Below are 23,993 nucleotides of genomic sequence, written 5' to 3'. Positions count from 1 at the left end.
GCAATACTCAGCCCAGCCATTTTGGCCGGGCTTTTTTTACTGCCCAGGTGCCCGATTTACCCATGTCTACCCGCGGTCTGAACAACTGGTTCAGCCGGCTGCTGCCGGCCTCTCTGAACATCCCCCCGAAAGAATGGCTACGTGCAGGTGTCGGTGCGTTGCTCGGTCTGTTTCTCGCAGGTTCTGCCTGCAGCCTGGCCTTTGGCCCGACAGTGGCACTGCACCTGCTCGGGCCGCTGGCGGCGTCGGCAGTGCTGCTGTTTGCCGTGCACTCCGGGGCGCTGGCGCAGCCCTGGCCCTTTGTTGGCAGCTATGCCAGCGCGACAGCGGTGGGGCTGGTGCTGCATCACTGCTTTGGTTCGGCCTTGTGGGTCGCGGCGCTGGCCCTGGGCGTGGCGATCCTGGTGATGTGCCTGCTGCGCTGCCTGCACCCGCCGGGTGGCGGCGTGGCGGTGAGTGTGGTGTTGGCGGACTCATCGCTGGCGGCGCTGGGTGACCAGGTGTTCGAGCCGATCATGCTCAATGCCCTGGTACTGGTAGCGGTTGCGGTGATCTACAACCGCCTGACCGGGGTGCGCTACCCGAAAACCGCCGCGCCGCGCAAAGACCTGCACCACACCGCCGATGTGTTGCCGGGTGAGCGGGTCGGGGTCAGTGGCGAGGACCTCGACCAGGCGCTGGAAGAGCTCGGCGAGTTTGTCGACGTCACCCGCGATGAGCTCGAACGCATCATCATGGCCACCGAGCAACACGCGCTCAAGCGCAGCCTGGGCGGCATTACCGCCGCTTCGGTGATGTCGCGGGACGTGCAGCTGGCGACGCCGCAGACCACCTTGCAGCAGGCCTGGCAGCTGTTGTCGAGCCACCATTTGCACACCTTGCCGGTGCTGGATGACGCGCGGCGGCTGGTGGGGATTGTCAGCCTGACGGACCTGGTCGGCCCGGCCATGACTTTGGGGCGTTTCAGCTGGCGCGGGTTGTTCGGGCGCCGGCCCAAGGTGCTGCTGGAGCAGATCATGAGCCGGCCGGTGATCACCGTGCGCAGTGACGAGCCGGCGGTGGCGCTGATTCCGTTGCTCAGCGAGCAGGGCCTGCATTGTTTGCCGGTGATGGACGGCGAGGCGCTGGTGGGGGTTATTACCCAGACTGATTTGATTGCCGGGCTCAAGCGACAGTTGTTGAGTGAGGTGGCGCGCTCAGATCACCGGATCCCAGCGCTGTGACCAGTCACTCTCACCGGCCACCACTTCGCGCAGCACCCTGAACGCCTGCTGCAATGCCTCGCTGTCGCGCTCGCGGGCATACACCAGGTAGGTGGGGTAGGTGAACTCCGGTGCTTGCGGCACGCGTTCGAATACGCCGCTGTCCAGGTATGCCTGCACTACGCGGGTCCGAAAGTAGCCGCTGCCGCCGTGTTCGAGGATGTACTGCAGCGCCAGCGGTCCGAGGTTGAAGCTCAGTGCCGGGCGCGCGCATTCGGGCAGGGCGGCGTCGTGGCGGCGGCGGAAGGCCTGGCCCCAGTCGATGTACACGTAGGGCTCGGGTTTGTCCTTGCGGCGGATCCGGATGAGCTTTTCTTCCATCAACTGCTCCACCTGCAGGCCCGGGCCGTAGGTGGGCTGGTAGACCAGCACGGCATCGAGCACGCCCATTTCCACTTTGTGCAGCAAGGATTCGCCGTCGCTGACTTCGCTGCGAATGGCGTGGCCGGGCATTTCCCGGTGCAGGGCGCTGACCCAGCCAAGCACCATGGGGTTGCCGAGGCTGACTTCGCCGCCGATGTGCAGCACCTGGTGGCAGCCTTCGGGCAAGGGCAGGTCGCGGCGCGCGGCTTCCCAGGTTTGCACCAGCTGGTTGGCGTAAACCACGAAGGCCTCGCCGTCGGCGGTGAGGCTGGCGCCGCTGCGGCTGCGGATGAACAGCTGGCAGGCGAGTTGCTGTTCGAGCTTTTGTACCCGGGCGGTGATGGCCGTCTGGGTCACGTGCAGGCGCTCGGCGGCGGACACCAGGCTGCCGGTGCGAACGATTTCAAGGAAGGTGCGGGCCAGCTCGATATCCATGGGGGCAGCCTGGTTCTGGGGTGGCTTATTCTAGTGGTATTGCACCGGTTTGGGGCGAGACAAGTACTAGGCACTAGATCGCGGGACAAGCCCGCTCCTGCCTCCAGGAATGGCCACGCGGTGGGTGGACTTGACCTCGCGCAGGGCCAGGCTCGACTGGATCGAGGCAATGCCCAGTTGTCGGCGCAGCACCTGCTCGATGAAGTCGCTGTAGGCGTCCAGGTCGGTGGCCAGTACTTGCAGCAGGTAGTCGGCATCGCCGGTGATCTTGTGGCAGGCGATCACCTCCGGCAGTTGCAGTACCACCGCTTCGAAATCATCCGGCGCCTGGTCGCTGTGGGTGGCGAAACGGACCTGGACGAAGGCCATGATTTCCAGGCCCAGCAAACGCCGGTCGAGGTTGGCCTGGTAGTCCTTGATCACGCCTTCTTCTTCCAGACGCCTGCGCCTGCGCCAGCAGGGGGTGAGGCTCAATGACAAGCGCTCGCTGAGTTCGGCGTTGGACATGCTCGCGTCCGCCTGGAGCAAGGCGAGGATGGCGCGGTCGGTGTCGTCTAGGGTGACGCTTCTGGATGATTTTTTCGCCATGGTTGCCTCAAGGGGATAATTCGCCTCAAAACGCTAACACGACGAGAAGATAAAGCAAAAAAAGATCAGTGCCGTCGGAATAGGCTATTTGCACACCCACTGATCAAGGCACCTGCGCCATGCTGACCATCTTCAGCCCCGACCACCGCCTGCACCACGGCACCGAACTCAAGGACGGGGTGCTCAAACCTTCGTTCGAACAACCCAGCCGCGCCGATACCGTGTGCGAACGGGTCAGGCTCACTGGCCTGGGCGATGTCGTCTCGCCGCGCGCGTTCGACCGCGCCTGTTACGTCGCAGCGCATAGCGAGCGTTATGTCGCCTTTCTCGAAAATGCCTGGAGCGAATGGACCGCCATCGGTCGCAGCCACGACGCCTTGCCGCTGGTGTGGCCGGTGCGTGATCTGGCCAACGACCGGGTACCGGCGTTCATCGACGGCAAGCTGGGTTTTTTCGCCATGGATGCCGGCGCACCGATTACCGCCACTACCTGGCAGGCGGTGAAAACCAGCGCCGACCTGGCCCTGACCGGCCTGGCCCTGATCAACGAAGGCCAGCACAGCGCCTTTGCCCTGTGCCGGCCACCGGGGCACCACGCCGCACGGGAATACATGGGCGGCTACTGCTATCTGAACAACGCCGCCATCGCCGCCCAGCATAGCCTGACCCTCGGCGCCAAACGGGTGGCGGTGCTGGATGTGGACTTTCACCACGGCAACGGCACGCAGAACATTTTCTATGCACGCAGCGATGTGCTGTTCGCCTCGATCCATGGCGATCCGGCGGTGTCGTACCCGTATTTTTCCGGCGCGACCAGTGAACGAGGTAGCGGCGCAGGCGAAGGCTTCAACCTCAACTATCCGTTGGCCAAAGGCACCCGCTGGTCCGCCTATCAGCAGGCGCTGGAAGATGCCTGCCAGCGCCTGCGCGCCTATGCCCCCGAGCTGCTGGTGATTTCCCTCGGCGTCGACACCTTCAAGGACGACCCCATCAGCCATTTTTTGCTGGAAAGCGAGGACTACTTCGCCATGGGTGCAGCCATCGCCAAAGTCGGGGTGCCGACGCTGTTCGTGATGGAGGGCGGTTACATGGTTGATGAAATCGGCATCAATGCGGTGAACGTGCTGCAGGGCTTCGAAGGCGCTTGCGCCTGAACAACAAAAAAAGATTGCTTCCTTACTGCCTCGACTCGACAACAAAAACCAAGAGATTGAGCTATGAAACCAGTGACCCACGGCCCCCGGCACAGGGGGCTGCAGCGCACCCTGAGCAACCGCCACATTCAGTTGATTTCCCTCGGTGGCGCCATCGGCACCGGGCTGTTCATGGGCTCGGGCAAGGTCATCGCCTTGTCCGGCACCTCGATTCTGCTGATTTACATGATCATCGGATTCTTTCTGTATTTCGTCATGCGGGCGATGGGCGAGTTGCTGCTGTCGGACCTGAAGTTCAAGTCGTTCGCCGATTTTGCCGGCGCTTACATCGGCCCGCGGGCGGCGTTCTTTCTCGGCTGGTCGTACTGGCTGAGCTGGTGCGTGGCGGTGGTGGGCGATGCGGTGGTGGTCGGCGGTTTCTTCCAGCACTGGTACCCGGACCTGCCGGCCTGGATACCGGCAGTCGGCATGATGCTGACCTTGTTCGCCCTCAACGTACTGACAGTGAAGCTGTTCGGCGAGGTGGAATTCTGGTTCGCGATCATCAAGATCATCGCCGTGCTGACGCTGATTGGCGTGAGTGTGGTGCTGGTGGCGACCTCGTTTGTTTCGCCCACCGGGGTGACGGCGTCGCTGGGGCATCTGTTCCAGGCCGAGGCAGCGTTCCCGCATGGCATCAGCGGCTTTTTCGCGGGTTTCCAGATCGCGATTTTCTCCTTTGCCGGTACCGAGCTGATCGGTACCACGGCAGCAGAAACCAGGTCGCCGGAGCAGGTACTGCCCAAGGCGATCAATGCCATCCCGATCCGTATCATCCTGTTTTATGTGGTGTCGCTGGCGTGCATTATTGCGGTGACGTCATATGCCCATGTGTCGCCGAACAAGAGCCCGTTTGTGGAGCTGTTTCTGGTTGCGGGGTTTCCCGCGGCGGCAGGGATCGTCAACTTCGTGGTGCTGACCTCGGCGGCCTCGTCGGCCAACAGCGGGGTGTTCTCCACCAGCCGGATGTTGTTCGGCCTGGCCGGTCAGGGCAATGCGCCGGGGGTGTTCAAGCGTCTTTCCGGTAATAGCGTGCCGCTGGCGAGCCTGGGCTTTTCGACGCTGTTGATGTTGTTCGGGGTGATGCTGCTGTTCATCTTCCCGGAGGTGATGACGGTGTTCACTATCGTCTCGACCATCTCGGCGATCCTGGTGATTTTTACCTGGTCGACGATTCTGGTCGCCTACCTGTGCTATCGCCGCGCACGGCCGGATCTGCATGCGCGCTCGATCTACAAGATGCCCGGCGGGGTGGTGATGGCCTGGGTGGCGTTGGGGTTCCTGCTGTTTGTGCTGTCGTTGCTGGCACTGAAGCCGGACACCCGCTTGGCGTTGTGTGTGATGCCGTTGTGGTTTGTCGGGTTGGCGCTGGCGTACTGGCGGGTGCAGGGCAGGGGTGTGGTGGTTCGTGCGTAATCGCGGGGCAAGCCCGCTCCCACACGACCTGTGGGAGCGGGCTTGCCCCGCGATGCTGTCAGTCAGTAACGAATCATCACCGACTTGAGCTCGGTATAGTCCTCGATAAACGCGCCACCAAACTCCCGTCCAATCCCCGACGCCTTCACTCCGCCAAACGGCACCGCCGGGTCCAGCAGGGTATGCATGTTCACCCACACCGTGCCGGCCTGCACCTGCGGTACCAGGCGCAAGGCCTTGCTCAGGTCGTTGGTCCACAGGCTGGCGCTCAGGCCATAGGGGCTGTCGTTCATCAGCGCGATCAGTTGCTCTTCATCGTCGTAGGGCAGGAAAGTCGCCACCGGGCCGAAGGTCTCTTCATTGAGCAGGCTGTCGTTCACTGAATTGGCCAGGATCACCGTCGGCTCCACGTAGCACCCCGGGCCTTCGAGCAAGCGGCCGCCATGAATGATCTGGCTGTTCTCGCTGCGTGCCTTGGCAAACAACGCGCGGAGTCTGGCCTGGTGCTGCTTGTTGCTCACCGGGCCGAATTCGCTGGTTTCATCCAGCGGCGAGCCGATCTTCAACTTTGCCAGGCGCTCGCTCAAGGCCCCGGTCACCGCCTCGATCTGCGAGCGATGCACATAGAAGCGCTCGGCTGCCGCGCAGATCTGTCCGGAATGCAAAAAGCCCGCTTCGATGATGCCGTCTACTGCTTTGCTCAAGGCTACATCGCGCAGGAACCCGGCCGCATTCTTGCCGCCCAGTTCCAGGGTGGTGCGGGTCAGGTTGGCGGCCATGGCGCTCTGGCCGACGGCAAGGCCGGTGGGCACGGAGCCTGTGAACGAGACCTTGTCGGTGCCCGGGTGTTCGATCAGCGCCTTGCCGGCCATGCCGCCACCGGTCACCACATTCAACGCCCCTGCGGGCAGGCCGGCGTCAATGGCCAGTTCGGCAATGCGCAGAATGGTCAGCGGGGTGAATTCGCTGGGCTTGATGATGATGCTGCAACCGGTGACCAGTGCCGAGCCGAGCTTCCACAGGGCGATCATGGTCGAGAAGTTCCAGGGCACGATGCCGACTACCACGCCGACCGGCTCGCGCAGGGTGAAGGCGGTGTAGCGCTCGCCGCTGAACGAGGGCAGCGACGGGGTGAGGGTCTGGCCGCTGAGCTTGGTCGCCCAGCCGGCGTAGTAACGCAGGAAGTGCGCGGCCTGATCGACCTCGAAATTGCGCGAGATATTGATCAGCTTGCCCGACTGGCAAGTCTCCAGCTGCGCCAGCTCTTCCCGGTGTTGTTCGATGAGATCGGCGAGTTTCAGCAGCACGCTGGCACGCACGGCAGGGGCGGCCTGTGACCACTGGGCAAAGCCGCGACGGGAAGACGCGACGGCATCGTCGACAGTGTGCACGCAGGCTTCGGCCACACGGCTGATGACCTGGTCGCTGGCCGGGTCGATCACCTCAAGGTAGTGGGGATTGTCTGCAGGCTGCTGGCGACCGTCGATAAAGCTGCTGTGCTCACGTTGAAGAAACCCGCGCACCTGGGGCAAAAGGCTGATGTTGCTCATGGGACGAACCTCAAGGAAAAGCAAAGCCTCGACCCTAGCGCAGCCTACCCGCGCCGGCTTGACTGAGTCTGCCGCCGGCCATGCACCGGCCTGCCAGGTGCTTTGTAATCTGCAGGTTTTGCCCGTAGGCTGCGGCATCCGCCTGTGCAGGAGCGCCCCTTGAACCCGATTTTCGCTTCCCTGAGCATCGCCCACCTGCGTGCGCTGCAAAGCATGCTGCAACTGAAAAACCTCAGCCATGCCGCCGAGCGCCTGGGCAGCAGCCAGTCGGTGCTCAGCCGTCAGCTGGCACATATGCGCGAGGCGTTCGACGACCCGCTGCTGGTGCGTCAGGGCCGCGGCTATGTGTTGAGCGAACGCGGCGAAAGCCTGCTCGTGCCGCTGGGCCAGGTGCTGGCCGAGCTTGAGGCCTTGCGCCAACCGCAGGCCTTCGACCCCCAACGCTGCGAGCGGCGCTTTTGCCTGGCGGCCTCGGACTACATCGCCGAGCACATGCTGCCATTGTTGGTCAGCACCCTGGAGCGCGAAGCGCCGGGGGTGTCTATCGAGTACCGCACCTGGCAGCCGGGGCAGTATGAACTGCTCGCCAGTGGCGAAGTCGACCTGGCCACTACGCTGTTCGACGACGCCCCGGCCAACCTCCACGGGCGTATGCTCGGTGAAGACCGCGCCGTGTGCCTGATGCACCGCGAGCACCCATTGGCGAGCAAAACCGAACTGACCCAGGACGATTACCGGGCCTGGAACCATGTGCGCATTTCCGGCGGTGGCGACAAGGACAGCTTTATCGACCGCCACCTGCGCGAGCAGGGCCTGAGCCGGCGCATCAGTCTGCAGGTGCCGTTCTACTCGGCGGCGGTGCAGGTGGTCGGCAGCAGCCAGGCGCTGGTCACCGTGCCCGAGCACATCGCCCGCCAGCTCAGCCGCTTGCACCCGTTGACCTGGCGGCCGCTGGCTTTTGTCGAGCACACCCAGCGCTACTGGGTGGTCTGGCATCAACGCCTGCACGCCTCGGCCGAGCACCGCTGGTTGCGCAACCTGGTGTTCGAGCAGTGGCAGCGGTCACAGTTCGGCGTGCACGGCGGCCATGCGCATTCGCCATAGCAGCTATGCGCCGGGCGGCGTTTTTTGTCGGTTGGCCAGGGCCTAGACTCAGGCCCACTTACCGACAACAACAGGAGCCGCTGCATGAGCCCGGAAGAATTTCGCAAACATGGCCACCAACTGATCGACCTGATCGCCGACTACCGCCAGGGTGTCGGCGAATTGCCGGTCATGGCCCAGGTTGAGCCCGGTTACCTCAAGGCGGCATTGCCAACCTCGGCGCCGGCTCAGGGTGAGCCGTTCGAGCAGATCCTCAAGGACGTCGACCAACTGGTCATGCCCGGCCTGTCCCACTGGCAGCATCCGGATTTTTTCGGTTACTTCCCCTCCAACGGCACCTTGTCGTCGGTGCTCGGCGATTTCCTCAGCACCGGCCTTGGCGTACTCGGCCTGTCGTGGCAATCCAGCCCGGCGTTGAGCGAACTGGAAGAAACCACCGTCGACTGGCTGCGGCAGATGGTCGGCCTGTCGGATCAGTGGAGCGGGGTGATCCAGGACACCGCCTCCACCAGTACCCTGGTGGCGCTGATCAGCGCCCGCGAGCGCAGTAGCGATTACGCCCTGGCCAAGGGCGGCCTGCAAGGGCAGGGCAAGCCGTTGATGATCTACACCAGCGCCCAGGCCCACAGCTCGGTGGACAAGGCCGCGCTGCTGGCAGGCTTTGGCAAGGACAACATCCGCTATATCGAAACCGATGAACACTTCGCCATGCGCCCGCAGGCACTGGCCGCGGCCATCGAAGAGGACCTGGCCAACGGCCTGCAGCCCTGCGCGGTGGTGGCAACCACCGGTACCACGACGACCACCGCCCTCGATCCACTGCAGCCAATCGGTGAGATCGCGCGTCAGTTTGGCCTGTGGCTGCACGTCGATTCGGCCATGGCCGGCTCCGCGATGATCCTTCCGGAATGCCGCTGGATGTGGGATGGCATCGAACAGGCCGATTCCATCGTGGTCAACGCGCACAAGTGGCTGGGCGTGGCCTTTGATTGCTCGCTGTATTTCGTCCGTGATCCGCAGCACCTGATCCGGGTCATGAGCACCAACCCCAGCTACTTGCAGTCGGCGGTCGACAGCAAGGTCAAGAACCTGCGCGACTGGGGCATTCCGTTGGGGCGGCGCTTCCGTGCCTTGAAACTGTGGTTCATGCTGCGCAGCGAAGGCATCGAGAATCTGCAGCAGCGCTTGCGCCGCGACCTGGACAATGCCCAATGGCTGGCCGAGCAGGTGCGTAATGCCCAGGGCTGGGAATTGCTGGCGCCGGTGCAGTTGCAGACCCTGTGCATTCGCCATCGGGGTGATGGCCTGGAAGGTGAGGCGCTGGATGCGCATACCCGCCGTTGGGCTGATCGGCTCAATGCGTCAGGGGTGGCCTATGTCACCCCGGCGACCTTGAATGGCCGCTGGATGGTACGGGTGTCGGTGGGGGCGTTGCCGACCGAGCGTGAGCATGTGGCTGAGCTTTGGCGGAATTTGCAGCAGGTGGTTCAAGGGTAACCTTCAGGGCCCAATCGCTGGCAAGCCAGCTCCCACAGGGGCCGGTGCATGCTGACCCTGTGGGAGTTGGCTTGCCAGCGATGAGGCCCTTGAACCCACAAAAAACGCTATGAAAAGTACAATCTTGCCTGTGGAAGTTGCATTTTCCCCCTGAGCCAAGCCTCCCATACTGGCCCCTGCATCCGCTGCCACCTGCCACTTCGCAGGCCTCGGCGGACATCCAATAATAAGCAGGGCCCCTCATGAAAAAGCCAAATCCGCTGCTCGAAGACCTCCGTTCGATTCTGCCCACCATCGCCACCAATGCCGCCCGTGCCGAGCAAGACCGCAAGGTTCCGGCCGAAAACATTGCCCTGCTCAAAAGCATCGGCCTGCACCGCGCCTTCCTGCCTAAACCCTATGGCGGCCTGGAAATTTCCCTGCCGCAATTTGCCGACTGCATCGCCTTGCTCGCCGGCGCGTGCGCCAGTACCGCCTGGGCCATGAGCCTGCTGTGTACCCACAGCCATCAGCTGGCGATGTTCCCGGCCAAGCTCCAGGACGAAATCTGGGGCGACAACCCCGACGCCACCGCCAGCAGCAGTATCGCCCCGTTCGGCAAGGTCGAGGAGGTCGAGGGCGGTGTGCTGTTCAGCGGCGAGATGGGCTGGAGCAGCGGCAGCGACCATGCCGAATGGGCCATTGTCGGCTGCCGTCGGGTCAACGCCGAAGGCAGCCAGGATTACTGCTTCGCCGTGCTGCCGCGCAGCGATTACGAGATTCGTGACGACTGGTTCGCCGCCGGCATGAAAGGCAGCGGCACCAAGACCCTGGTGATCGACAAGGTGTTCGTCCCCGAGCACCGCATCCAGAAAGCCAAGGACATGATGGAAGGCAAGTCGGCAGGCTTTGGCCTGTACCCGGACAGCAAGGTGTTCTACTCGCCGTACCGGCCGTATTTCGCCAGTGGCTTTTCGACCGTCAGCCTCGGCATTGCCGAGCGCATGCTTGAAGCCTTCCGCGAAAAGACCAAGAACCGTGTGCGCGCCTACACCGGGGTCAATGTCGGTGCCGCCACCCCCGCACTGATGCGCCTGGCCGAATCCACCCACCAGGTTGCCGCCGCCCGCGCATTTCTGGAAAAAACCTGGCAGGAACACGCCGAGCACAGCGAGCGTCACCAATATCCGACGCGCGAGACCCTGGCGTTCTGGCGCACCAACCAGGGCTATGCGGTGAAGATGTGCATCCAGGCGGTCGACCGGTTGTTCGAAGCCGCTGGCGGCACCGCCTGGTTCGACAGCAACGAGATGCAGCGGCTGTGGCGCGATGCACACATGACCGGCGCCCATGCCTACACCGACTACGACGTTTGCGCACAGATCCTCGGCCGCGAACTGATGGGCCTGGAGCCCGATCCGAGCATGGTCTGAAGTACACCGCCAATAACAACAATGACGGCTGCCGCTCTAGGCAGCCGGGGAGTCTTGCATGTCTACTGCAACCGCAACGGCCTTCGACAGCCGCGCCTTTCGCCGCGCCCTGGGCAATTTCGCCACTGGCGTTACCGTGGTCACCGCCGCCGACCCGCAGGGCAATCTGGTCGGGGTCACTGCCAACAGCTTCAACTCGGTGTCCCTCGACCCGCCGCTGATTCTCTGGAGCCTCGATAAGCGCTCCAGCAGCCTGGCGGTGTTCGAGGCGGCCAGCCATTTTGCGGTGAACGTTCTCGCCGCCGACCAGATCGATCTGTCCAATAACTTCGCCAAGCCCAAGGACGATCGCTTTGCCGGCATCCGCTATCAGGCCGGCGAGGGCGGGGCGCCGATTCTGGCGGATTGCTCGGCGTGCTTCCAGTGTGAAACCCACCAGATCCTCGATGGCGGCGATCACTGGATCATGCTCGGCAAGGTGCTGGCCTTCGATGATTGCGGCCGTTCACCGTTGCTCTATCACCAGGGTGCCTATTCCATGGTGCTGCCGCACACCCGCATGACCTGCCGTGAAGAAGGCCAGCCGCCGAGCAGCCATTTCCAGGGGCGCCTGAGCCACAACCTCTACTACCTGATGACCCAGGCCCTGCGCGCCTACCAGGCCAGTTACCAGCCGCGGCAGCTGTCCAGTGGCCTGCGCACCAGCGAGGCGCGGATGCTCATGGTGCTGGAGAACGACGCCGGGCTGAACCTGGCCGAGCTGCAGCGCGAAGTGGCCATGCCGGCGCGGGAAATCGACGAGGCGGTGGCCAACCTCAAGCGCAAGGGCCTGGTGTGCGACAGCGAAGCGGCCGGGCATGTGCGCCTGACCATCGCCGGCATCGACCAGACCGAGGGCCTGTGGAGTATCGCCCGCGAGCAGCAGGACAAGGTGTTCGGGACGTTCAGCGAGGAGCAGATTGCGACCTTCAAGACCGTGCTGCAGGCGGTGATTCGCAGCTGTTGAAGTTTGATCGCGGGGCAAGCCCGCTCCTGCAGGAGCGCTTGCGTCGCGATGCTTTTATATTTCTCCTTAAATTGTTATGTTATTACATATATTTTAAGGAGCCCCCATGAACTACCCCGTAGGAAGGTTATCCCTGGGTCTGTCCGCCTCGCTGCTCGCCCTGCCAGCCGTTGCCGCCGACGCCGTAGTACTCGATGCCCTCAACGTCAACGAGCGCCATTACGAAGAAACTGCGACCGGGCCGGTGCAGGGCTATCGCGCAAGCCGCTCGAGCACCGCGACCAAAACGGACACTGACATCCGCGACACCCCGCAAAGCATTGCCGTGGTGCCCAGCCAAGTGCTCGAGGATCTGAACAGCACGCGCATCGACCGCGCCCTGGACTTTGCCGGCGGTGTCAGCCGGCAGAACAACTTTGGTGGCCTGACCTTCCTCAACTACAGCGTGCGCGGCTTTACCACCGGCGAGTTGTACAAGAACGGCTTTGCCGTCAATCGCGGTAGCTACAGCGCCCCGGATACCTCCAACATCGAACGCATCGAAGTGCTCAAGGGCCCGGCGGCCAGTTTGTATGGGCGCGGCGATCCGGGTGGGCTGGTGAACATCGTCACCAAGCGCCCGCAAGCCGAAGCCTTTACCCAGTTCAAGGCCAGCGCCGGCAGTTGGGACCGCTACCGCAGCAGCCTGGACGTGAATACGCCGCTGAGCGAAGACGGCCGGGTGCTGTCGCGGGTGAACATGGCGGTGGAGGATAACGGCAGCTTCCGCGATTACGTCGGCAGTGAGCGGCGCATCGTCAGCCCGTCGCTGAGCTGGCAGTTGAGCCCCGAGACCCTGCTGTCGATCGACACCGAGTTCTCGCGCACCGAGTCGGTGTTCGACCGTGGTATCCCGGCGGTCAACAATGAGCTGGGCTCTGTCAGCCGTTCGACCTTTCTGGGCGAGCCCAACGACGGGCGCATTCGCAACGACAACCAGACCCTCGACCTGACCCTGGAACACCACCTCAACGACAGCTGGAAGCTGCGCCTGGCCAATCACTACACCCAGGGCCGGCTCAAGGGCAACAGCTCGGAACCATCGCGGGTGGTCGGTACCACCATCAGCCGGTTCTACCGGGAGCGCGATTTCGAGTGGAACGACAACATTACCCAGGCTGAACTGCATGGCCAGTTCCAGTTTGCCGGCTGGGAGCACCAGAGCCTGATCGGCCTGGAATACGAGAACTACCGCAACAGCCAGAAGTACCCGCAAAGCGCCACCTCGCTCGGCTATGGCCTGGACATCTACAACCCGGCGTACGGTCAGGCAAAACCGCCGCTGATCAACCCCAATGACTTCTTCGAGCGCACTGAAAGCTATGCCCTCAACCTGCAGGACCAGATCGCCTTTACCGACCGTTTGCGCGGCCTGGTGGGCGTGCGCCTGGAGCACATCGAGCAGACCGCGCAAAACCGCACTACACAACTGAGCAACAGCCAGGAAAAAGACGTTGCCACGCCGCGTGTCGGCCTGCTGTACCAACTGACGCCAGAAGTTGGCGTGTTCGCCAATGCCTCGACCTCGTTCAAGCCCAACAGCATCGGTACCCGGGGCCAGATCTACAAACCGGAAAAAGGCCTGGGTTATGAAACCGGGCTCAAGCTGGATCTGTTCGACAGCCGCCTGGGGGCGACCATCGCGCTGTTCCAGATCGACAAGGAAAACGTCATCACCACCGATGCCTTCGGTGACAGCATCGCCGCCGGCAAGGCGCGCAGCCAGGGTGTCGACCTGCAGTTCAGCGGCCAACTCAGCGACGCCGTGCGCGTGATCGGCGCCTATGCCTATATCGATGCCGAAGTGACCAAGGGCGATGCCGCCTTGCCCAAAGGCAGCGACCTGCTGGGCATCCCGCAGCACAGCGGCAGCCTGATGGCGGTGTATGAGTTCCAGAGCGGTCCATTGCTCGGCTCGGATTTCGGCGCGGCGGCCAACTACGTGGGCGAGCGTTCAGGCCAGGCCGGCAGTAGCTTCCGTCTGCCAAGCTACAGCACTGTCGACCTGCTGGCCCACTACAAGGTCAGTGAGCAGGCAACCATCGGCCTGAACCTGAATAACCTGTTCGACCGCAAGTACTACGAACGCGGCTACAACGCGGCGTGGAACCTGCCGGGTGAGCCGCGCAACGTCATGGTCAGCCTGAGCCTGGCGCTGTAAGCCGACGGTGCTTTATTGCACGCACCACCAGCGCGGCAGCTGGTCGTTGAACGAGTGAGTTATCGGTGCCAGGGCCTGGTGCTGGTTGCTGTCGAAGCTGCCCAGCAGCAGGGCCACCGTTGGCTGATCATCGATGGCGCCCAGCGAACTGCCGCAGCTGGGGCAGAAGGCCCGGCTGGAATAGTCCGAGGAGCGAAAAGTTGCCGGCGCTGCGCCGGGGCCGGTCCAGCGTATTTGCTCGCGGGCAAACTCAACCCAGGTGGCCGTCAGCGCGCCCGTATGGCGCTGGCACCACTTGCACGAGCAGCAATGGGGGTTTAGTGCCGGGCCCGTGGCTTCAAAGCGGATCGCCCCGCACAGGCAGCCACCGCTGTAGGTTGCAACGTCCATTGTCTCGTCTCCGGGCTAGTTGCCTACGGGGGTGCACAGCTCCACCAGGGTGCCATCGGGGCAGCGCACATACGACAGTGTTTGCCCCCATGGCTTGGCTTCAGGTGTTTTCAGCTCGACGGCGCCCGCCGCCACGGCGCGGGCATGGGCGGCTGCGACGTCGTCGGTGACCAGGGCGATTTCCATGCCCAGTGGTTTTGGCGATTCGCTGGCCGCCAGCACGCCGCCCGGAAAGTGGCTGTTACCCAGTGCCAGGGCGGCGAAAGCGAGGGTGGTGGCGCCGGTGTCCAGCTCGCCATAGTCGCCCGACTCGTGCAGAAACCGCCGGCTCAGGCCGAAGGCCTGTTCGAAGAACGTCAGCGAGGCAGCGACATCCGGGACGTAGACGATGGTGTATCCGAGTTTCATCAATGCTTCCTTGATTGAAGAGGGCGTGGGCGGTTTATACCGTACTTGCCGGATGCTTGGGTACATCGCTATGGTTGCGTCTGCAATGGAGAGCCATGATGACTGATCCGATTGAACTCAATCGCCGCAACTGGGATGAGCGTGCGCCACTGCACGCCGCATCCACCGACTATGAAGTGGAAAAATTCGTCGCAGACCCCGCACACCTTTCCGAAGTGGTGCGTTTCGACCTGCCGCGCCTGGGTGATATCCAGGGCCTGCGCGCTGTGCACCTGCAGTGTCATATCGGTACCGACACCTTGTCGCTATCGCGCCTGGGCGCCGAAGTCAGCGGGCTGGATTTCTCTTCGCAGTCTCTGGCCCAGGCGCGGGCTTTGGCTGAACGCTGTGGGGCAAGGATTGATTACGTCGAGGCGGATGTGTATGCCGCTGACCGGGTGCTGGCACCCAATTCTTTCGACCTGGTATACACCGGTATCGGCGCGCTGATCTGGCTGCCGAGCATCGAGCGCTGGGCGCGTACCGTGGCGGCCTTGCTCAAGCCGGGTGGACGGCTGTTCCTGCGCGAAGGTCATCCGATGCTACTGGCGGTGAACGAGGACTATCAGGACAAACTGGTCATCGAGTACCCGTACTTCGAGCGCGAGGCGCCAACGGTGTGGGACAGCGGCGAGACTTATGTCGAGACCGACAGATTGCTGGAACAGACTGTCACCCATGAGTGGAACCATGGCCTGGGCGAGATCATCAGCGCCTTGCTCAAGCATGGGCTGCAGATCACCGCGTTGGTGGAGCATGACAGCATTCCCTGGGAGGCGTTGCCGGGACAGATGAGTACAGACGCAGCAGGTGAGTGGTCGCTGGACAAGGATCGCTGGCGCTTGCCGTTGAGTTATACCCTGCAGGCGGTCAAGCAGGGCTAACGGCTGTGGACCTTGAGGGCCTCATCGCCGGCAAGACCGGCTCCCTCAATGGCTTGGTAGACGCCGATCTTGTGGGAGCTGGCCTTGCCAGCGATGAGGCCGGCAGCCTCATTGCGCTGCCGTCTTCGGCTTACGGGTTCGTTTACCCGCCGCAGTACCGCTCTTGCGCTTTTTCTTCCACGGCGTACCACTACGCCCCGCCGGAGTCGCCGGGCCGCTGATGGTCAGGCGCAGGCCGGCACAACGCTCGACCTGCTTGCTCATCCACGCCGACTGCTTGGCGACAAACTCTTCCAGGCTCATCTCGCCGCTTTGCACCATGTCCAGCGCCTGCTCCCAGATCGCCGTGGTGCCCGGGTCGGCAATCGCCCTTGGCACGGCATCGATCAGGCTGAAGGCCGCCGGGGTGGCACTCAGGGCCTTGCCGTGCTTGACCAGGTAACCGCGATCGAGCAGGCCCTGGATGATCCCCGCACGAGTAGCCTCAGTACCAATACCGGTGGTGTCCTTGAGCTTTTGCTTGAGGCGCGGGTCGTCCACCAGCTTGGCGACGTTCTTCATCGCCTTGATCAGGTCGCCTTCGGTGAATGGCTTGGGCGGCTGGGTCCAGAGGTCCTTGAGGTTGACCCCGGCCACCGTGCAATCCTGGCCTTCGTGCAGCAGCGGCAGCACCTGGGCTACCGGCGCTTCACGGCCTTTGGCCGGGGTCAGGGCTTCAGGCAGGGCGCGGCGCCAGCCCGGTTCGACAATTTGCTTGCCCACTGCACGCAAGGCAAAACCTGCGCAATCGAACTCGGCCTGGGTGCGGTCATATTCGTGGTTGGGCAGGAACTGCGCCAGGTAGCGGGCGCGGATCAGGGTATAGACCGCCTTGTGCTTGGCCGGCAAGCGCGACGGGTCGCTGGCGGCGGCCGTGGGGATAATGCCATGGTGGGCGCTGACCTTGGCGTCGTTCCAGGCCCTTGAACGGCGCTGGGCCTGCAGGTGCGGCTGCAAGGGCGCAAGGCTGGTATCCGCGCGCTGCAAGGCGGCGAGAATGGCCGGGGCCTCGCTGTGCTGGCTCAACGGCAGGTAGCCGCAGTCGCTGCGCGGGTAGGTGATCAGCTTGTGGGTTTCGTACAGGGCCTGGGCGATGTCCAGGGTCTCCTGGGCGCCGAGGCCGAACTTCTTCGAGCACAGCTCCTGCAGGGTGCCGAGGTCGAAGGGCAGCGGCGCTGCTTCGCGAACCCGTTCGGTGGCCACTTTCATCGCCCGGGCACTGCTGGCGGCACCGATGGCTGCGGCGGCCTGCTGGGCCAGGGCCTGGTTCAGGCAGCGACCCTGATCGTCGCAGGCATCCTCGGGTGCCCGCCACTGTGCAGTGAACTGTTCGCCAGCGCTTTGCAACTGCACGTCGATGGCCCAGTAAGCCACCGGCACGAAATCGGCGATGCTGCGGTCGCGGTCAACCACCAGGCGCAACGTCGGTGTTTGCACCCGGCCCACCGGCAGTACGCCCTGGTAGCCGGACTGGCGGCCGAGCAGGGTGAACAGACGGCTCATGTTCATACCGATCAGCCAGTCGGCCCGCGAGCGACCCAGGGCCGAATGGTAAAGGCTGAAAGTTTCGGTACCGGGCTTGAGCGCTGCCAGCGCCTTGCGGATGGAGGCGTCGTCCAGCGCCGACAGCCACAACCGGCTGATCGGCCCGCGATAGCGGCAATGCTCGACCAACTCGCGGGCGATCATCTCGCCTTCACGGTCGGCGTCGGTGGCGATCACCAGCTCGCGGGCTTCACCGAGCAGGCGTTTGACTGCCTTGAACTGGCTGGCGGTCTTGGGTTTGACCAGCATCTTCCACTTCTCGGGAATGATCGGCAGGTCGGCCAGCACCCAGCGCTTGTACCGAGCGTCGTAGCTGTCGGGTGGGGCGGTCTCGAGCAAATGGCCGATGCACCAGGTAACGGTAACGTCGGTGCCGACCCAGCAGCCGTCGCCGCGGCGGTTGGCACCGAGGACTTTGGCGATGTCTTTGGCCTGGGAGGGCTTTTCGCAGAGAAACAGGCGCATGCCGTTCGATCTATGGCTGGAAAAGGCCATAGGATGCGCAGGATTGACAGGCATGGCAAGTTTTATCTGTATGGATATACAGCTCGATGTTGCCGTCGATGACAACGAAAACTCCTCGCATTTGGCCAGCTTGCCCTCGACGTTACCATGGACGGGCAATTTACCGTTGTGGCAGCGTTTGACCTTGCCCACGGGTGTGTCAACGGACGCTGTCGCCAGGGTTTTCTGCCACCTGCACAAGGATGTATGCCATGCCTGTTTTCGATTATCGCAACCTCGACAGCACCGCTTCCAAAGCCCTGTACAGCGACGCCATGGCGCTGAGCCTGTATGCCTACCACGGCATCGACAACGGCTTCGCCGTTGGCTACCAGCAGTACGGTTTCGGCCTCGGCTTGCCCGCCACCTTGATCAAGGCGTTGATTGGCGGCACCGACAGCCAGGGCGCGATCCCCGGTCTCCCCTGGAACCCCGACTCCGAAGCCCAGGCCCTGGCCGCAGTCAAGGCCGCAGGCTGGACGCCGATCAGCGCCCAGCAACTGGGCTATCAGGGCAGCACGGATTTTCGTGGCACCATCCATGGCGAAACCGCCGGCTACACCAGTGCCCAGGTCGAGATCCTCGGCAAGTATGACGCTGCTGGCCAGTTGAGCGGCCTGGGCATCGCCTTTCGCGGCACCAGCGGGCCGCGGGAAAACCTGATTGGCGACACCATCAGCGACGCCATCAACGACCTTATGGCCGCCATTGGCCCGGCTGACTATGCCAAGAACTACGCCGCCAATGCCTTCGGCAGGCTGTTCGAGGATGTCGCCAGATTCGCCAAGGCCAACGGCCTGAGCGGCACCGACATCACCGTCAGCGGCCACAGCCTTGGTGGCCTCGGCGTCAACAGCCTGGCCGAGCTCAGCAACGAAAAGTGGGGCGGTTTTTATAAAGATGCCCGTTATGTTGCTTTTGCTTCACCTACCCAGGCCAGCGACAGCAGCAAGGTGCTGAACATCGGCTACGAGAACGACCCGGTGTTCCGCGCCCTCAACGGCTCGAAAGCCGACTGGGCAACCTTCGGCGTACATGATGCCGCCAAGCCCTCGAGCACCGACAACATCGTCAACTTCAACGACCACTACGCCTCGGATGCCTGGAACCTGCTGCCGTACTCGATTGCCAACATCGTCACCTGGCTGTCGCATTTGCCCACCGCTTACGGCGATGGCCTGGGCCGGGTGCTGAACTCGACATTCTATGAATGGACGGCGAAGGACTCGACCATCATCGTCAGCAACCTGTCCGACGTCACCCGTGGCTCGACCTGGGTCGAGGATCTGAACCGCAACGCCGAAACCCACAAGGGCAGCACCTTTATCATCGGTTCCGAAGCCGGCGACCTGATTCAAGGCGGGCGTGGCAACGACTACCTCGAAGGGCGCGGCGGCAATGACACCTTCCGTGACGAAGGCGGCTACAACCTGATCGACGGCGGCGCCGGCCACGACACCTTGAAACTCGGGCAGGCGCTGGGCAACGTCGACATCGCCCGCGATGGCAATGGCACGCTGTACCTGCGCGACGCAGCGGGCGGCATCAGCCTGGTCAACCAGGTCGAGACCCTGGTCAGCAAGGAGTCCAGCCTGGTGTTCTTCAGCAAGGAAGTCAGCCACCAGATCGACCCGGCGGGGCTGCTGAGCAGCGGCAAGCTGCATGCCTACGCCACCAGCCAGAGCGGCACGGCGGGCAATGACGGCCTGACCGCGAGCGCCCAGGGCGACTGGCTGTTTGGCCTCGATGGCAATGACCACCTGCAGGGTGGCCGTGGCAACGATGTGTTCGTCGGCGGCGCCGGTAATGATGTACTGGTGTCAGGCGGCGGCCGGGACACCTTCCTGTTCAGCGGCCATTTTGGCCAGGATCAGGTTCAGGGCTTTGGCGCTGATGACCGTCTGGTGTTCATGGGGGTTGATGGCGGCACCGCGCAAGCAGATTTTCGTCAGCACCTGAACCAGGTGGGCAACGATACCGTGCTGCGCTTTGGTACTGACAGCGTGACCCTGGTGGGGGTATCGGCAGACAGCCTTGGCGCGGCGCAGGTCGTCATCGCCTGAGTGAACCGGTGCTGGCCGGCAAGCCCTGAGCGGTCTTGCGGGCCAGCACCGAGTAGGTGTGCCAGTGTTTGCTGCGGCCCAGCAGGGTCTTGCCGGGTTGGTTGTATTCATAAAGATCGAGCAGCTCGAAGCCGTCGAACAATTGTTCGGTCTGTGCACGGTCATGCACGCTCAAGTCGCGACGCTCCAGCTGTACCCAGGAGTCCATCGGCCCCATGAAGTGTCCGCAAAATATCCCGCCTGTGCGTAACGCCTGAACGATCCGCCGCCAGGCTTCATCGAAGTGTTGCGCTTGGCAAAAAAACAGACTGGAGCTGGCGGTGATCAACGCCGCCTGCGGGTAGTCGAAGGTTTCGAAACTGCTGCAGGCAGTGAACAGTTGCGGCTGGTTGCCCAAGGCGCGGGTATGTTCCAGGGCCTCGGGATTATTGTCATAGGCATGCACGACAAAACCGCGTTGCAGCAAAAAACGCGTGTTTCGGCCCGCGCCGCAGCCGACATCCACGGCAATGTTGCCTGCATTTGCGGCGACCAGGTCAACCGCCTGACGCAGGTGCGGGTACACCGCAGCCTCGCGTGAAGCTGCGTAGTAGTCTGACTGCTTCACCCGCGGCTGGCCTCCAGTGCCTGGCTCAGGTCGGCAATGATGTCATCGCTGTGCTCGATGCCGATCGACAGGCGCACCATGTCCCGTGGTACACCGGCCCGTTCAAGCTCTTCGTCGTTGAGCTGGCGGTGAGTGGTGGAAGCGGGGTGGCAGGCCAGTGATTTGGCATCGCCGATATTGACCAGACGCACCACCAGCTGTAGCGCATCGATGAAACGCGCGCCAGCTTGCTGGCCGCCCTTGATCCCGAACGACAGGATCGAGGCCGGTTTGCCTTCGGTGTAGCGTCGGGCCAGTTCGTGTTCGGGATGATCGGGCAGGCCTGCGTACTTCACCCAGGCGACCTGCTCATGGTCTTGCAGGTAGCGGGCGACCTTCAGCGCATTCTCGGTGTGACGCTCCATGCGCAGGGCCAGCGTCTCCAGGCCTTGCAGAATAAGGAAGGCGTTGAATGGCGATAGCGCAGCCCCTGTATTGCGTAGCGGCACCACCCGGCAGCGGCCGATAAAGGCGGCAGGGCCAAAGGCTTCGGTGTAGGTCACGCCGTGGTAGGACGGGTCCGGGGTGTTGAGCAGGGCGAAGCGCTCTTTGTTTTCGGCCCAGGGGAACTTGCCCGAGTCAATGACGATGCCGCCGATGCTGGTGCCGTGGCCGCCGATGTACTTGGTCAGCGAGTGCACGACGATATCGGCGCCGTGTTCGAACGGGCGGCAGAGGATCGGCGTGGCGACGGTGTTGTCGACGATCAGCGGCACGCCATGGCGGTGCGCGGCATCGGCAAGGGCCTGCAGGTCGACGATATTGCCGGCCGGGTTGCCGATCGACTCGCAGAACACTGCCTTGGTGCGGCTGTCGATCAGCGCTTCGAGGGCGGCGATGTCGTCATGGGCGGCGAAGCGGGTCTGGATGCCGAAGCGCGGCAAGGTATGGGCCAGCAGGTTGTAGGTACCGCCGTAGAGCTTGGCCACCGAGACGATATTGTCGCCGGCTTCGGCCACGGTCTGGATCGCGTAGGTGATCGCCGCCATGCCCGAGGCCACGGCCAAGGCACCGACACCGCCTTCGAGCGCCGCCATGCGCTGCTCGAGCACGTCGTTGGTAGGGTTCATGATCCGGCTATAGATGTTGCCGGCGACTTTCAGGTCGAACAGATCGGCGCCGTGCTGGGTGTCGTCGAAAGCAAACGAGGTGGTCTGGTAGATCGGTACCGCGACGGCCTTGGTGGTCGGGTCGGGGCTGAAGCCCGCGTGGATGGCCAGGGTTTCCAGCTTCATGCAATCTTCCTTGAAAGTCGGGGGAGGGGCTAGAGCATGGAGCGGGTAGGGAGTGACGGTCAAGGCCCGTGGAACGGGCTCAGTGTCCCAGTACAAATTCGCCCACGGCTTCGGCCAAACCTTCCGACAATGGCAAACGCGGATCGCTGTAAGCCATGAGATTGGCCAGCCGGTCACCCTCGGGCACATCCTTGAATACATGGTTGGCGCGCTCCAGCAAGACCAGCCGCGCCTTCGGCTGGCCCTGCTGCAAGGCCTTGGCATCGGCCGCCGTGATCTGCAAATCCTGACCTGCCTGGATGATCAGCACGGGCTGCTTCAGGGGCGCGATCAGTTGCGCCGGGTCGTGGGCCATTTCACTGCGGATCAGGCCTTGCACCTCCTGGCGCAGCAGCGGTTTGAGCTCATCGGGGATCTGTGAGTTCGACACCGTCTCGCCCGCCTCGAGGCGGCGGATGAGGGCTATTCCAGGCTCGACCAGTGGCGCGTTTTCAGGGTGGGCCTGGAGTTGCTCGACCAGGATCGTCGCGATTGGCCGCCCGGCACTGGCCGCCAGCACCAGGCCGCTGACATCGGGGTTGTCCCGGGCTGCGAGCATGGCAATCAGGCCGCCCTGGCTATGCCCCAGCAGCCACACCGGCGCCTGCGGCTGACGCTCGCGCAAGGCTGCGACCCAGGCGCGGACATCGCTGGCATAGTCGTCGATGGTCACCTGATCGGCATCGGCAACCGCTCCGGCACTGTCACGCACGCCACGCTTGTCGATGCGCAGGCTGCTGATGCCTTGGGCAGCGAGGCTTTCGGCCAGTAATTTATAGGTGAAAGGGCGCAAACCTGCGCCCTTGTGGTTGCCATTACGGTCGGTGGCACCGGAACCCGGGATGATGACCACCACCGGCGCGGTACTCTGGGCCTTGAGCCAGGTTGCGCTCAGTGGGCCTTGAGGGCCAGGGATCTGCAGGGTCGCTTCCTCACCGGCCATGGCTACGCAGCACGGCAGGGCGACGATCAGGGCCAGGGCTTTGATCCATTGCATGGCGAGCAAGACTCCTGTCAGTGCGGATAATCATTCCATTATCGATAGGTGCTGCGCGTGGGGTTGTGAGGTTTTGTAAAACATAGACCTCAGCCTGCCTTACGCAAGGTCAGGTTGATCCGCCGGCCGTTTAGCAGCGGATGACTGCCCGGTTTGAGTGGCAGTACCCCATGAAAGCGCAGACGGTCTTCACCACCCCAAACCATCACATCGCCATGACGCAGGCCGATGCGCCGTGTCGATTCGCTGCGGGTATGCCCGCCGAACTGGAACACCGCTGGCAAGCCCAGCGACACAGAGACGATCGGCTGGCTGTAATCGCGCTCATCACGGTCCTGATGCAGGCTCAGGCGATTGCCGGGTTTATAGCAGTTGATCAGGCAAGCGTCCGGCCGGAAATCGGCAAAGCCTGCGGCCGAAGCGGCGAGGGCCGCCAGTTCGATGAATGCAGGTGGCAGCGCGGGCCAGGGCTGCTGACTGAGCGGATCGACCGGGCTGTACCGATAGCCGCGACGGTCACTGATCCACCCCAGCGCCCCACAGTTGGTCAAACCCACGGCCATGTTCAGGCCGCCGGGGGTGAGCATATGCCGGAACGGCGCGTGGGCGATGATCTGGCGCAGCTCAGGCAGCAGCACGTCTACCCAGGCCAGGGCAAAACCGGGCAGCACCACCGCCTGTTTACCGATCCATTGTGGTTCGGCGGGGCTGGCGGGGTTGAACAGATCCAGTTCGGTTTGCATCATGATCGGCAATTCAGGCAGCGGGCAGGGTGTAGAGCCTGTATAGTAACGCGCTTTGGCAATGGGGGCTGTCACCCTGTTTGTTGCGGCCAAAGCCCGCACTTCGGGGCCCGTAGCGTCTCTCGAATAAAAAAATAAAACTTTTTGAATTCAAGGGGTTGCCAGAGCTGGGGAATGAGTACATAATTGCGTCCATCGAAAACGAGGCACGAAAAAAGCCTAGCGTTTTCAAGGAGATAGCGGTTTTAGCGAGTTGTTTCCTTAAAGAGTTGTATATGTTTGAGACCGCAGTATCAGGGTCTCGGGCATTTGAGGCCGAGTAGCAAAGTGGTTATGCTCCGGATTGCAAATCCGTCTACGCCGGTTCGATTCCGACCTCGGCCTCCATTATTGAAAGCCCCGCAGATTAACGTCTGCGGGGTTTTTCTTTGTGGG

20 protein-coding genes and 1 tRNA gene are annotated in these 23,993 nt (G+C 63.1%); 11 read left to right on the top strand and 10 right to left on the bottom strand.

The genetic code is table 11. The features are described 5' to 3' along the window. The first annotated feature begins 62 nt into the window (after positions 1-62). Positions 63-1,223, top strand: coding sequence for an HPP family protein (locus LOY45_RS15695; protein ID WP_258577970.1), 1,161 nt, complete (start codon positions 63-65; stop codon positions 1,221-1,223). Here LOY45_RS15695 and LOY45_RS15690 read toward each other — a convergent pair. Both LOY45_RS15690 and LOY45_RS15685 read right to left on the bottom strand, forming a co-directional pair. Further along, complete coding sequence (locus LOY45_RS15690) at positions 1,197-2,060, bottom strand: LysR family transcriptional regulator (protein WP_045196624.1); 864 nt, start codon at positions 2,058-2,060, stop codon at positions 1,197-1,199. The genes LOY45_RS15695 and LOY45_RS15690 overlap by 27 nt on opposite strands. Positions 2,061-2,126: 66 nt before the next feature. Then, complete coding sequence (locus tag LOY45_RS15685) at positions 2,127-2,648, bottom strand: Lrp/AsnC family transcriptional regulator (protein ID WP_115087030.1); 522 nt, start codon at positions 2,646-2,648, stop codon at positions 2,127-2,129. Positions 2,649-2,767: 119 nt separating this feature from the next. On the opposite strand from LOY45_RS15685, the gene LOY45_RS15680 reads away from it, so the two are divergent. Further along, positions 2,768-3,802, top strand: coding sequence for a histone deacetylase family protein (locus LOY45_RS15680; RefSeq protein ID WP_115087029.1), 1,035 nt, complete (start codon positions 2,768-2,770; stop codon positions 3,800-3,802). Between the two features lie 63 nt (positions 3,803-3,865). Further along, entirely contained in the window at positions 3,866-5,257 is a 1,392-nt protein-coding gene (locus LOY45_RS15675) for an amino acid permease (RefSeq protein ID WP_233674867.1), read from the top strand. Between the two features lie 62 nt (positions 5,258-5,319). Here the strand turns inward: LOY45_RS15675 and LOY45_RS15670 are convergent, their stop codons facing one another. Beyond that, entirely contained in the window at positions 5,320-6,807 is a 1,488-nt protein-coding gene (locus LOY45_RS15670) for an aldehyde dehydrogenase family protein (protein ID WP_258577969.1), read from the bottom strand. A gap of 159 nt (positions 6,808-6,966) precedes the next feature. On the opposite strand from LOY45_RS15670, the gene LOY45_RS15665 reads away from it, so the two are divergent. From LOY45_RS15665 to LOY45_RS15645, 5 genes are all read left to right on the top strand, one after another. Beyond that, the gene (locus LOY45_RS15665; protein ID WP_233674865.1) at positions 6,967-7,911 is read left to right on the top strand and encodes a LysR family transcriptional regulator; all 945 of its coding nucleotides are present in this window, start codon (positions 6,967-6,969) and stop codon (positions 7,909-7,911) included. Between the two features lie 84 nt (positions 7,912-7,995). Then, positions 7,996-9,408, top strand: a complete 1,413-nt coding sequence (locus LOY45_RS15660; RefSeq protein ID WP_115087025.1) for a DOPA decarboxylase — start codon at positions 7,996-7,998, stop codon at positions 9,406-9,408. Positions 9,409-9,650: 242 nt separating this feature from the next. Continuing rightward, on the top strand, positions 9,651-10,820 hold the full coding sequence (locus tag LOY45_RS15655; protein WP_115087024.1) for a p-hydroxyphenylacetate 3-hydroxylase oxygenase component: 1,170 nt from the start codon (positions 9,651-9,653) through the stop codon (positions 10,818-10,820). 58 nt (positions 10,821-10,878) lie between these two features. Continuing rightward, the gene (locus LOY45_RS15650) at positions 10,879-11,826 is read left to right on the top strand and encodes a p-hydroxyphenylacetate 3-hydroxylase reductase component (protein ID WP_258577968.1); all 948 of its coding nucleotides are present in this window, start codon (positions 10,879-10,881) and stop codon (positions 11,824-11,826) included. Positions 11,827-11,932: 106 nt separating this feature from the next. Next, positions 11,933-14,026 (top strand): TonB-dependent siderophore receptor, encoded by a 2,094-nt coding sequence (locus LOY45_RS15645; RefSeq protein WP_177414855.1) that lies wholly within the window; start codon positions 11,933-11,935, stop codon positions 14,024-14,026. A gap of 12 nt (positions 14,027-14,038) precedes the next feature. Here LOY45_RS15645 and LOY45_RS15640 read toward each other — a convergent pair whose 3' ends face one another. Then, positions 14,039-14,416 (bottom strand): GFA family protein, encoded by a 378-nt coding sequence (locus tag LOY45_RS15640; protein WP_115087022.1) that lies wholly within the window; start codon positions 14,414-14,416, stop codon positions 14,039-14,041. A gap of 15 nt (positions 14,417-14,431) precedes the next feature. After that, positions 14,432-14,824 (bottom strand): VOC family protein, encoded by a 393-nt coding sequence (locus LOY45_RS15635; protein WP_115087021.1) that lies wholly within the window; start codon positions 14,822-14,824, stop codon positions 14,432-14,434. 98 nt (positions 14,825-14,922) lie between these two features. On the opposite strand from LOY45_RS15635, the gene LOY45_RS15630 reads away from it, so the two are divergent. Further along, positions 14,923-15,747: a class I SAM-dependent methyltransferase gene (locus LOY45_RS15630; RefSeq protein WP_115087020.1), complete on the top strand. Its 825-nt coding sequence runs from the start codon at positions 14,923-14,925 to the stop codon at positions 15,745-15,747. A 108-nt stretch (positions 15,748-15,855) separates the two neighbouring features. Here the strand turns inward: LOY45_RS15630 and LOY45_RS15625 are convergent, their stop codons facing one another. Continuing rightward, complete coding sequence (locus LOY45_RS15625) at positions 15,856-17,796, bottom strand: DNA topoisomerase III (protein WP_258577967.1); 1,941 nt, start codon at positions 17,794-17,796, stop codon at positions 15,856-15,858. A gap of 251 nt (positions 17,797-18,047) precedes the next feature. On the opposite strand from LOY45_RS15625, the gene LOY45_RS15620 reads away from it, so the two are divergent. Further along, complete coding sequence (locus LOY45_RS15620) at positions 18,048-19,898, top strand: polyurethane esterase (protein ID WP_258577966.1); 1,851 nt, start codon at positions 18,048-18,050, stop codon at positions 19,896-19,898. Here the strand turns inward: LOY45_RS15620 and LOY45_RS15615 are convergent. The 4 genes from LOY45_RS15615 to alkB all read right to left on the bottom strand — a co-directional run bounded on the left by LOY45_RS15615 (position 19,888) and on the right by alkB (position 23,561). Next, positions 19,888-20,505, bottom strand: a complete 618-nt coding sequence (locus tag LOY45_RS15615) for a class I SAM-dependent methyltransferase (protein WP_258577965.1) — start codon at positions 20,503-20,505, stop codon at positions 19,888-19,890. The genes LOY45_RS15620 and LOY45_RS15615 overlap by 11 nt on opposite strands. Next, the gene (locus LOY45_RS15610) at positions 20,502-21,779 is read right to left on the bottom strand and encodes a bifunctional O-acetylhomoserine aminocarboxypropyltransferase/cysteine synthase (protein ID WP_115087016.1); all 1,278 of its coding nucleotides are present in this window, start codon (positions 21,777-21,779) and stop codon (positions 20,502-20,504) included. The genes LOY45_RS15615 and LOY45_RS15610 overlap by 4 nt, the downstream gene beginning before the upstream one ends. Positions 21,780-21,858: 79 nt before the next feature. Further along, entirely contained in the window at positions 21,859-22,815 is a 957-nt protein-coding gene (locus LOY45_RS15605; RefSeq protein WP_134062080.1) for an alpha/beta hydrolase, read from the bottom strand. A gap of 89 nt (positions 22,816-22,904) precedes the next feature. Further along, positions 22,905-23,561 carry a DNA oxidative demethylase AlkB gene (gene alkB / locus LOY45_RS15600; protein ID WP_258577964.1) on the bottom strand — a complete coding sequence of 219 codons (657 nt, stop codon included), beginning with the start codon at positions 23,559-23,561 and terminating at the stop codon, positions 22,905-22,907. Positions 23,562-23,871: 310 nt separating this feature from the next. Here alkB and LOY45_RS15595 point away from each other — a divergent pair. Continuing rightward, positions 23,872-23,945, top strand: a tRNA-Cys gene (locus LOY45_RS15595). Positions 23,946-23,993: the final 48 nt, after the last annotated feature.

Source organism: Pseudomonas wadenswilerensis, from assembly GCF_024749185.1.
Taxonomy (GTDB): domain Bacteria; phylum Pseudomonadota; class Gammaproteobacteria; order Pseudomonadales; family Pseudomonadaceae; genus Aquipseudomonas; species Aquipseudomonas wadenswilerensis.
The sequence above is the reverse complement of the archived record's forward strand: the minus strand, read 5'-3'. Positions and strand labels throughout refer to the sequence as shown.

Bases quoted from the DNA above. Each gene is read 5' to 3' on its own strand.
- LOY45_RS15695 (WP_258577970.1), top strand. From the start codon at position 63: ATGTCTACCCGCGGTCTGAACAACTGGTTCAGCCGGCTGCTGCCGGCC.
- LOY45_RS15690 (WP_045196624.1), bottom strand. From the start codon at position 2,060: ATGGATATCGAGCTGGCCCGCACCTTCCTTGAAATCGTTCGCACCGGC.
- LOY45_RS15685 (WP_115087030.1), bottom strand. From the start codon at position 2,648: ATGGCGAAAAAATCATCCAGAAGCGTCACCCTAGACGACACCGACCGC.
- LOY45_RS15680 (WP_115087029.1), top strand. From the start codon at position 2,768: ATGCTGACCATCTTCAGCCCCGACCACCGCCTGCACCACGGCACCGAA.
- LOY45_RS15675 (WP_233674867.1), top strand. From the start codon at position 3,866: ATGAAACCAGTGACCCACGGCCCCCGGCACAGGGGGCTGCAGCGCACC.
- LOY45_RS15670 (WP_258577969.1), bottom strand. From the start codon at position 6,807: ATGAGCAACATCAGCCTTTTGCCCCAGGTGCGCGGGTTTCTTCAACGT.
- LOY45_RS15660 (WP_115087025.1), top strand. From the start codon at position 7,996: ATGAGCCCGGAAGAATTTCGCAAACATGGCCACCAACTGATCGACCTG.
- LOY45_RS15655 (WP_115087024.1), top strand. From the start codon at position 9,651: ATGAAAAAGCCAAATCCGCTGCTCGAAGACCTCCGTTCGATTCTGCCC.
- LOY45_RS15650 (WP_258577968.1), top strand. From the start codon at position 10,879: ATGTCTACTGCAACCGCAACGGCCTTCGACAGCCGCGCCTTTCGCCGC.
- LOY45_RS15645 (WP_177414855.1), top strand. From the start codon at position 11,933: ATGAACTACCCCGTAGGAAGGTTATCCCTGGGTCTGTCCGCCTCGCTG.
- LOY45_RS15640 (WP_115087022.1), bottom strand. From the start codon at position 14,416: ATGGACGTTGCAACCTACAGCGGTGGCTGCCTGTGCGGGGCGATCCGC.
- LOY45_RS15635 (WP_115087021.1), bottom strand. From the start codon at position 14,824: ATGAAACTCGGATACACCATCGTCTACGTCCCGGATGTCGCTGCCTCG.
- LOY45_RS15630 (WP_115087020.1), top strand. From the start codon at position 14,923: ATGACTGATCCGATTGAACTCAATCGCCGCAACTGGGATGAGCGTGCG.
- LOY45_RS15625 (WP_258577967.1), bottom strand. From the start codon at position 17,796: ATGCGCCTGTTTCTCTGCGAAAAGCCCTCCCAGGCCAAAGACATCGCC.
- LOY45_RS15620 (WP_258577966.1), top strand. From the start codon at position 18,048: ATGCCTGTTTTCGATTATCGCAACCTCGACAGCACCGCTTCCAAAGCC.
- LOY45_RS15610 (WP_115087016.1), bottom strand. From the start codon at position 21,779: ATGAAGCTGGAAACCCTGGCCATCCACGCGGGCTTCAGCCCCGACCCG.
- LOY45_RS15605 (WP_134062080.1), bottom strand. From the start codon at position 22,815: ATGCAATGGATCAAAGCCCTGGCCCTGATCGTCGCCCTGCCGTGCTGC.
- alkB (WP_258577964.1), bottom strand. From the start codon at position 23,561: ATGATGCAAACCGAACTGGATCTGTTCAACCCCGCCAGCCCCGCCGAA.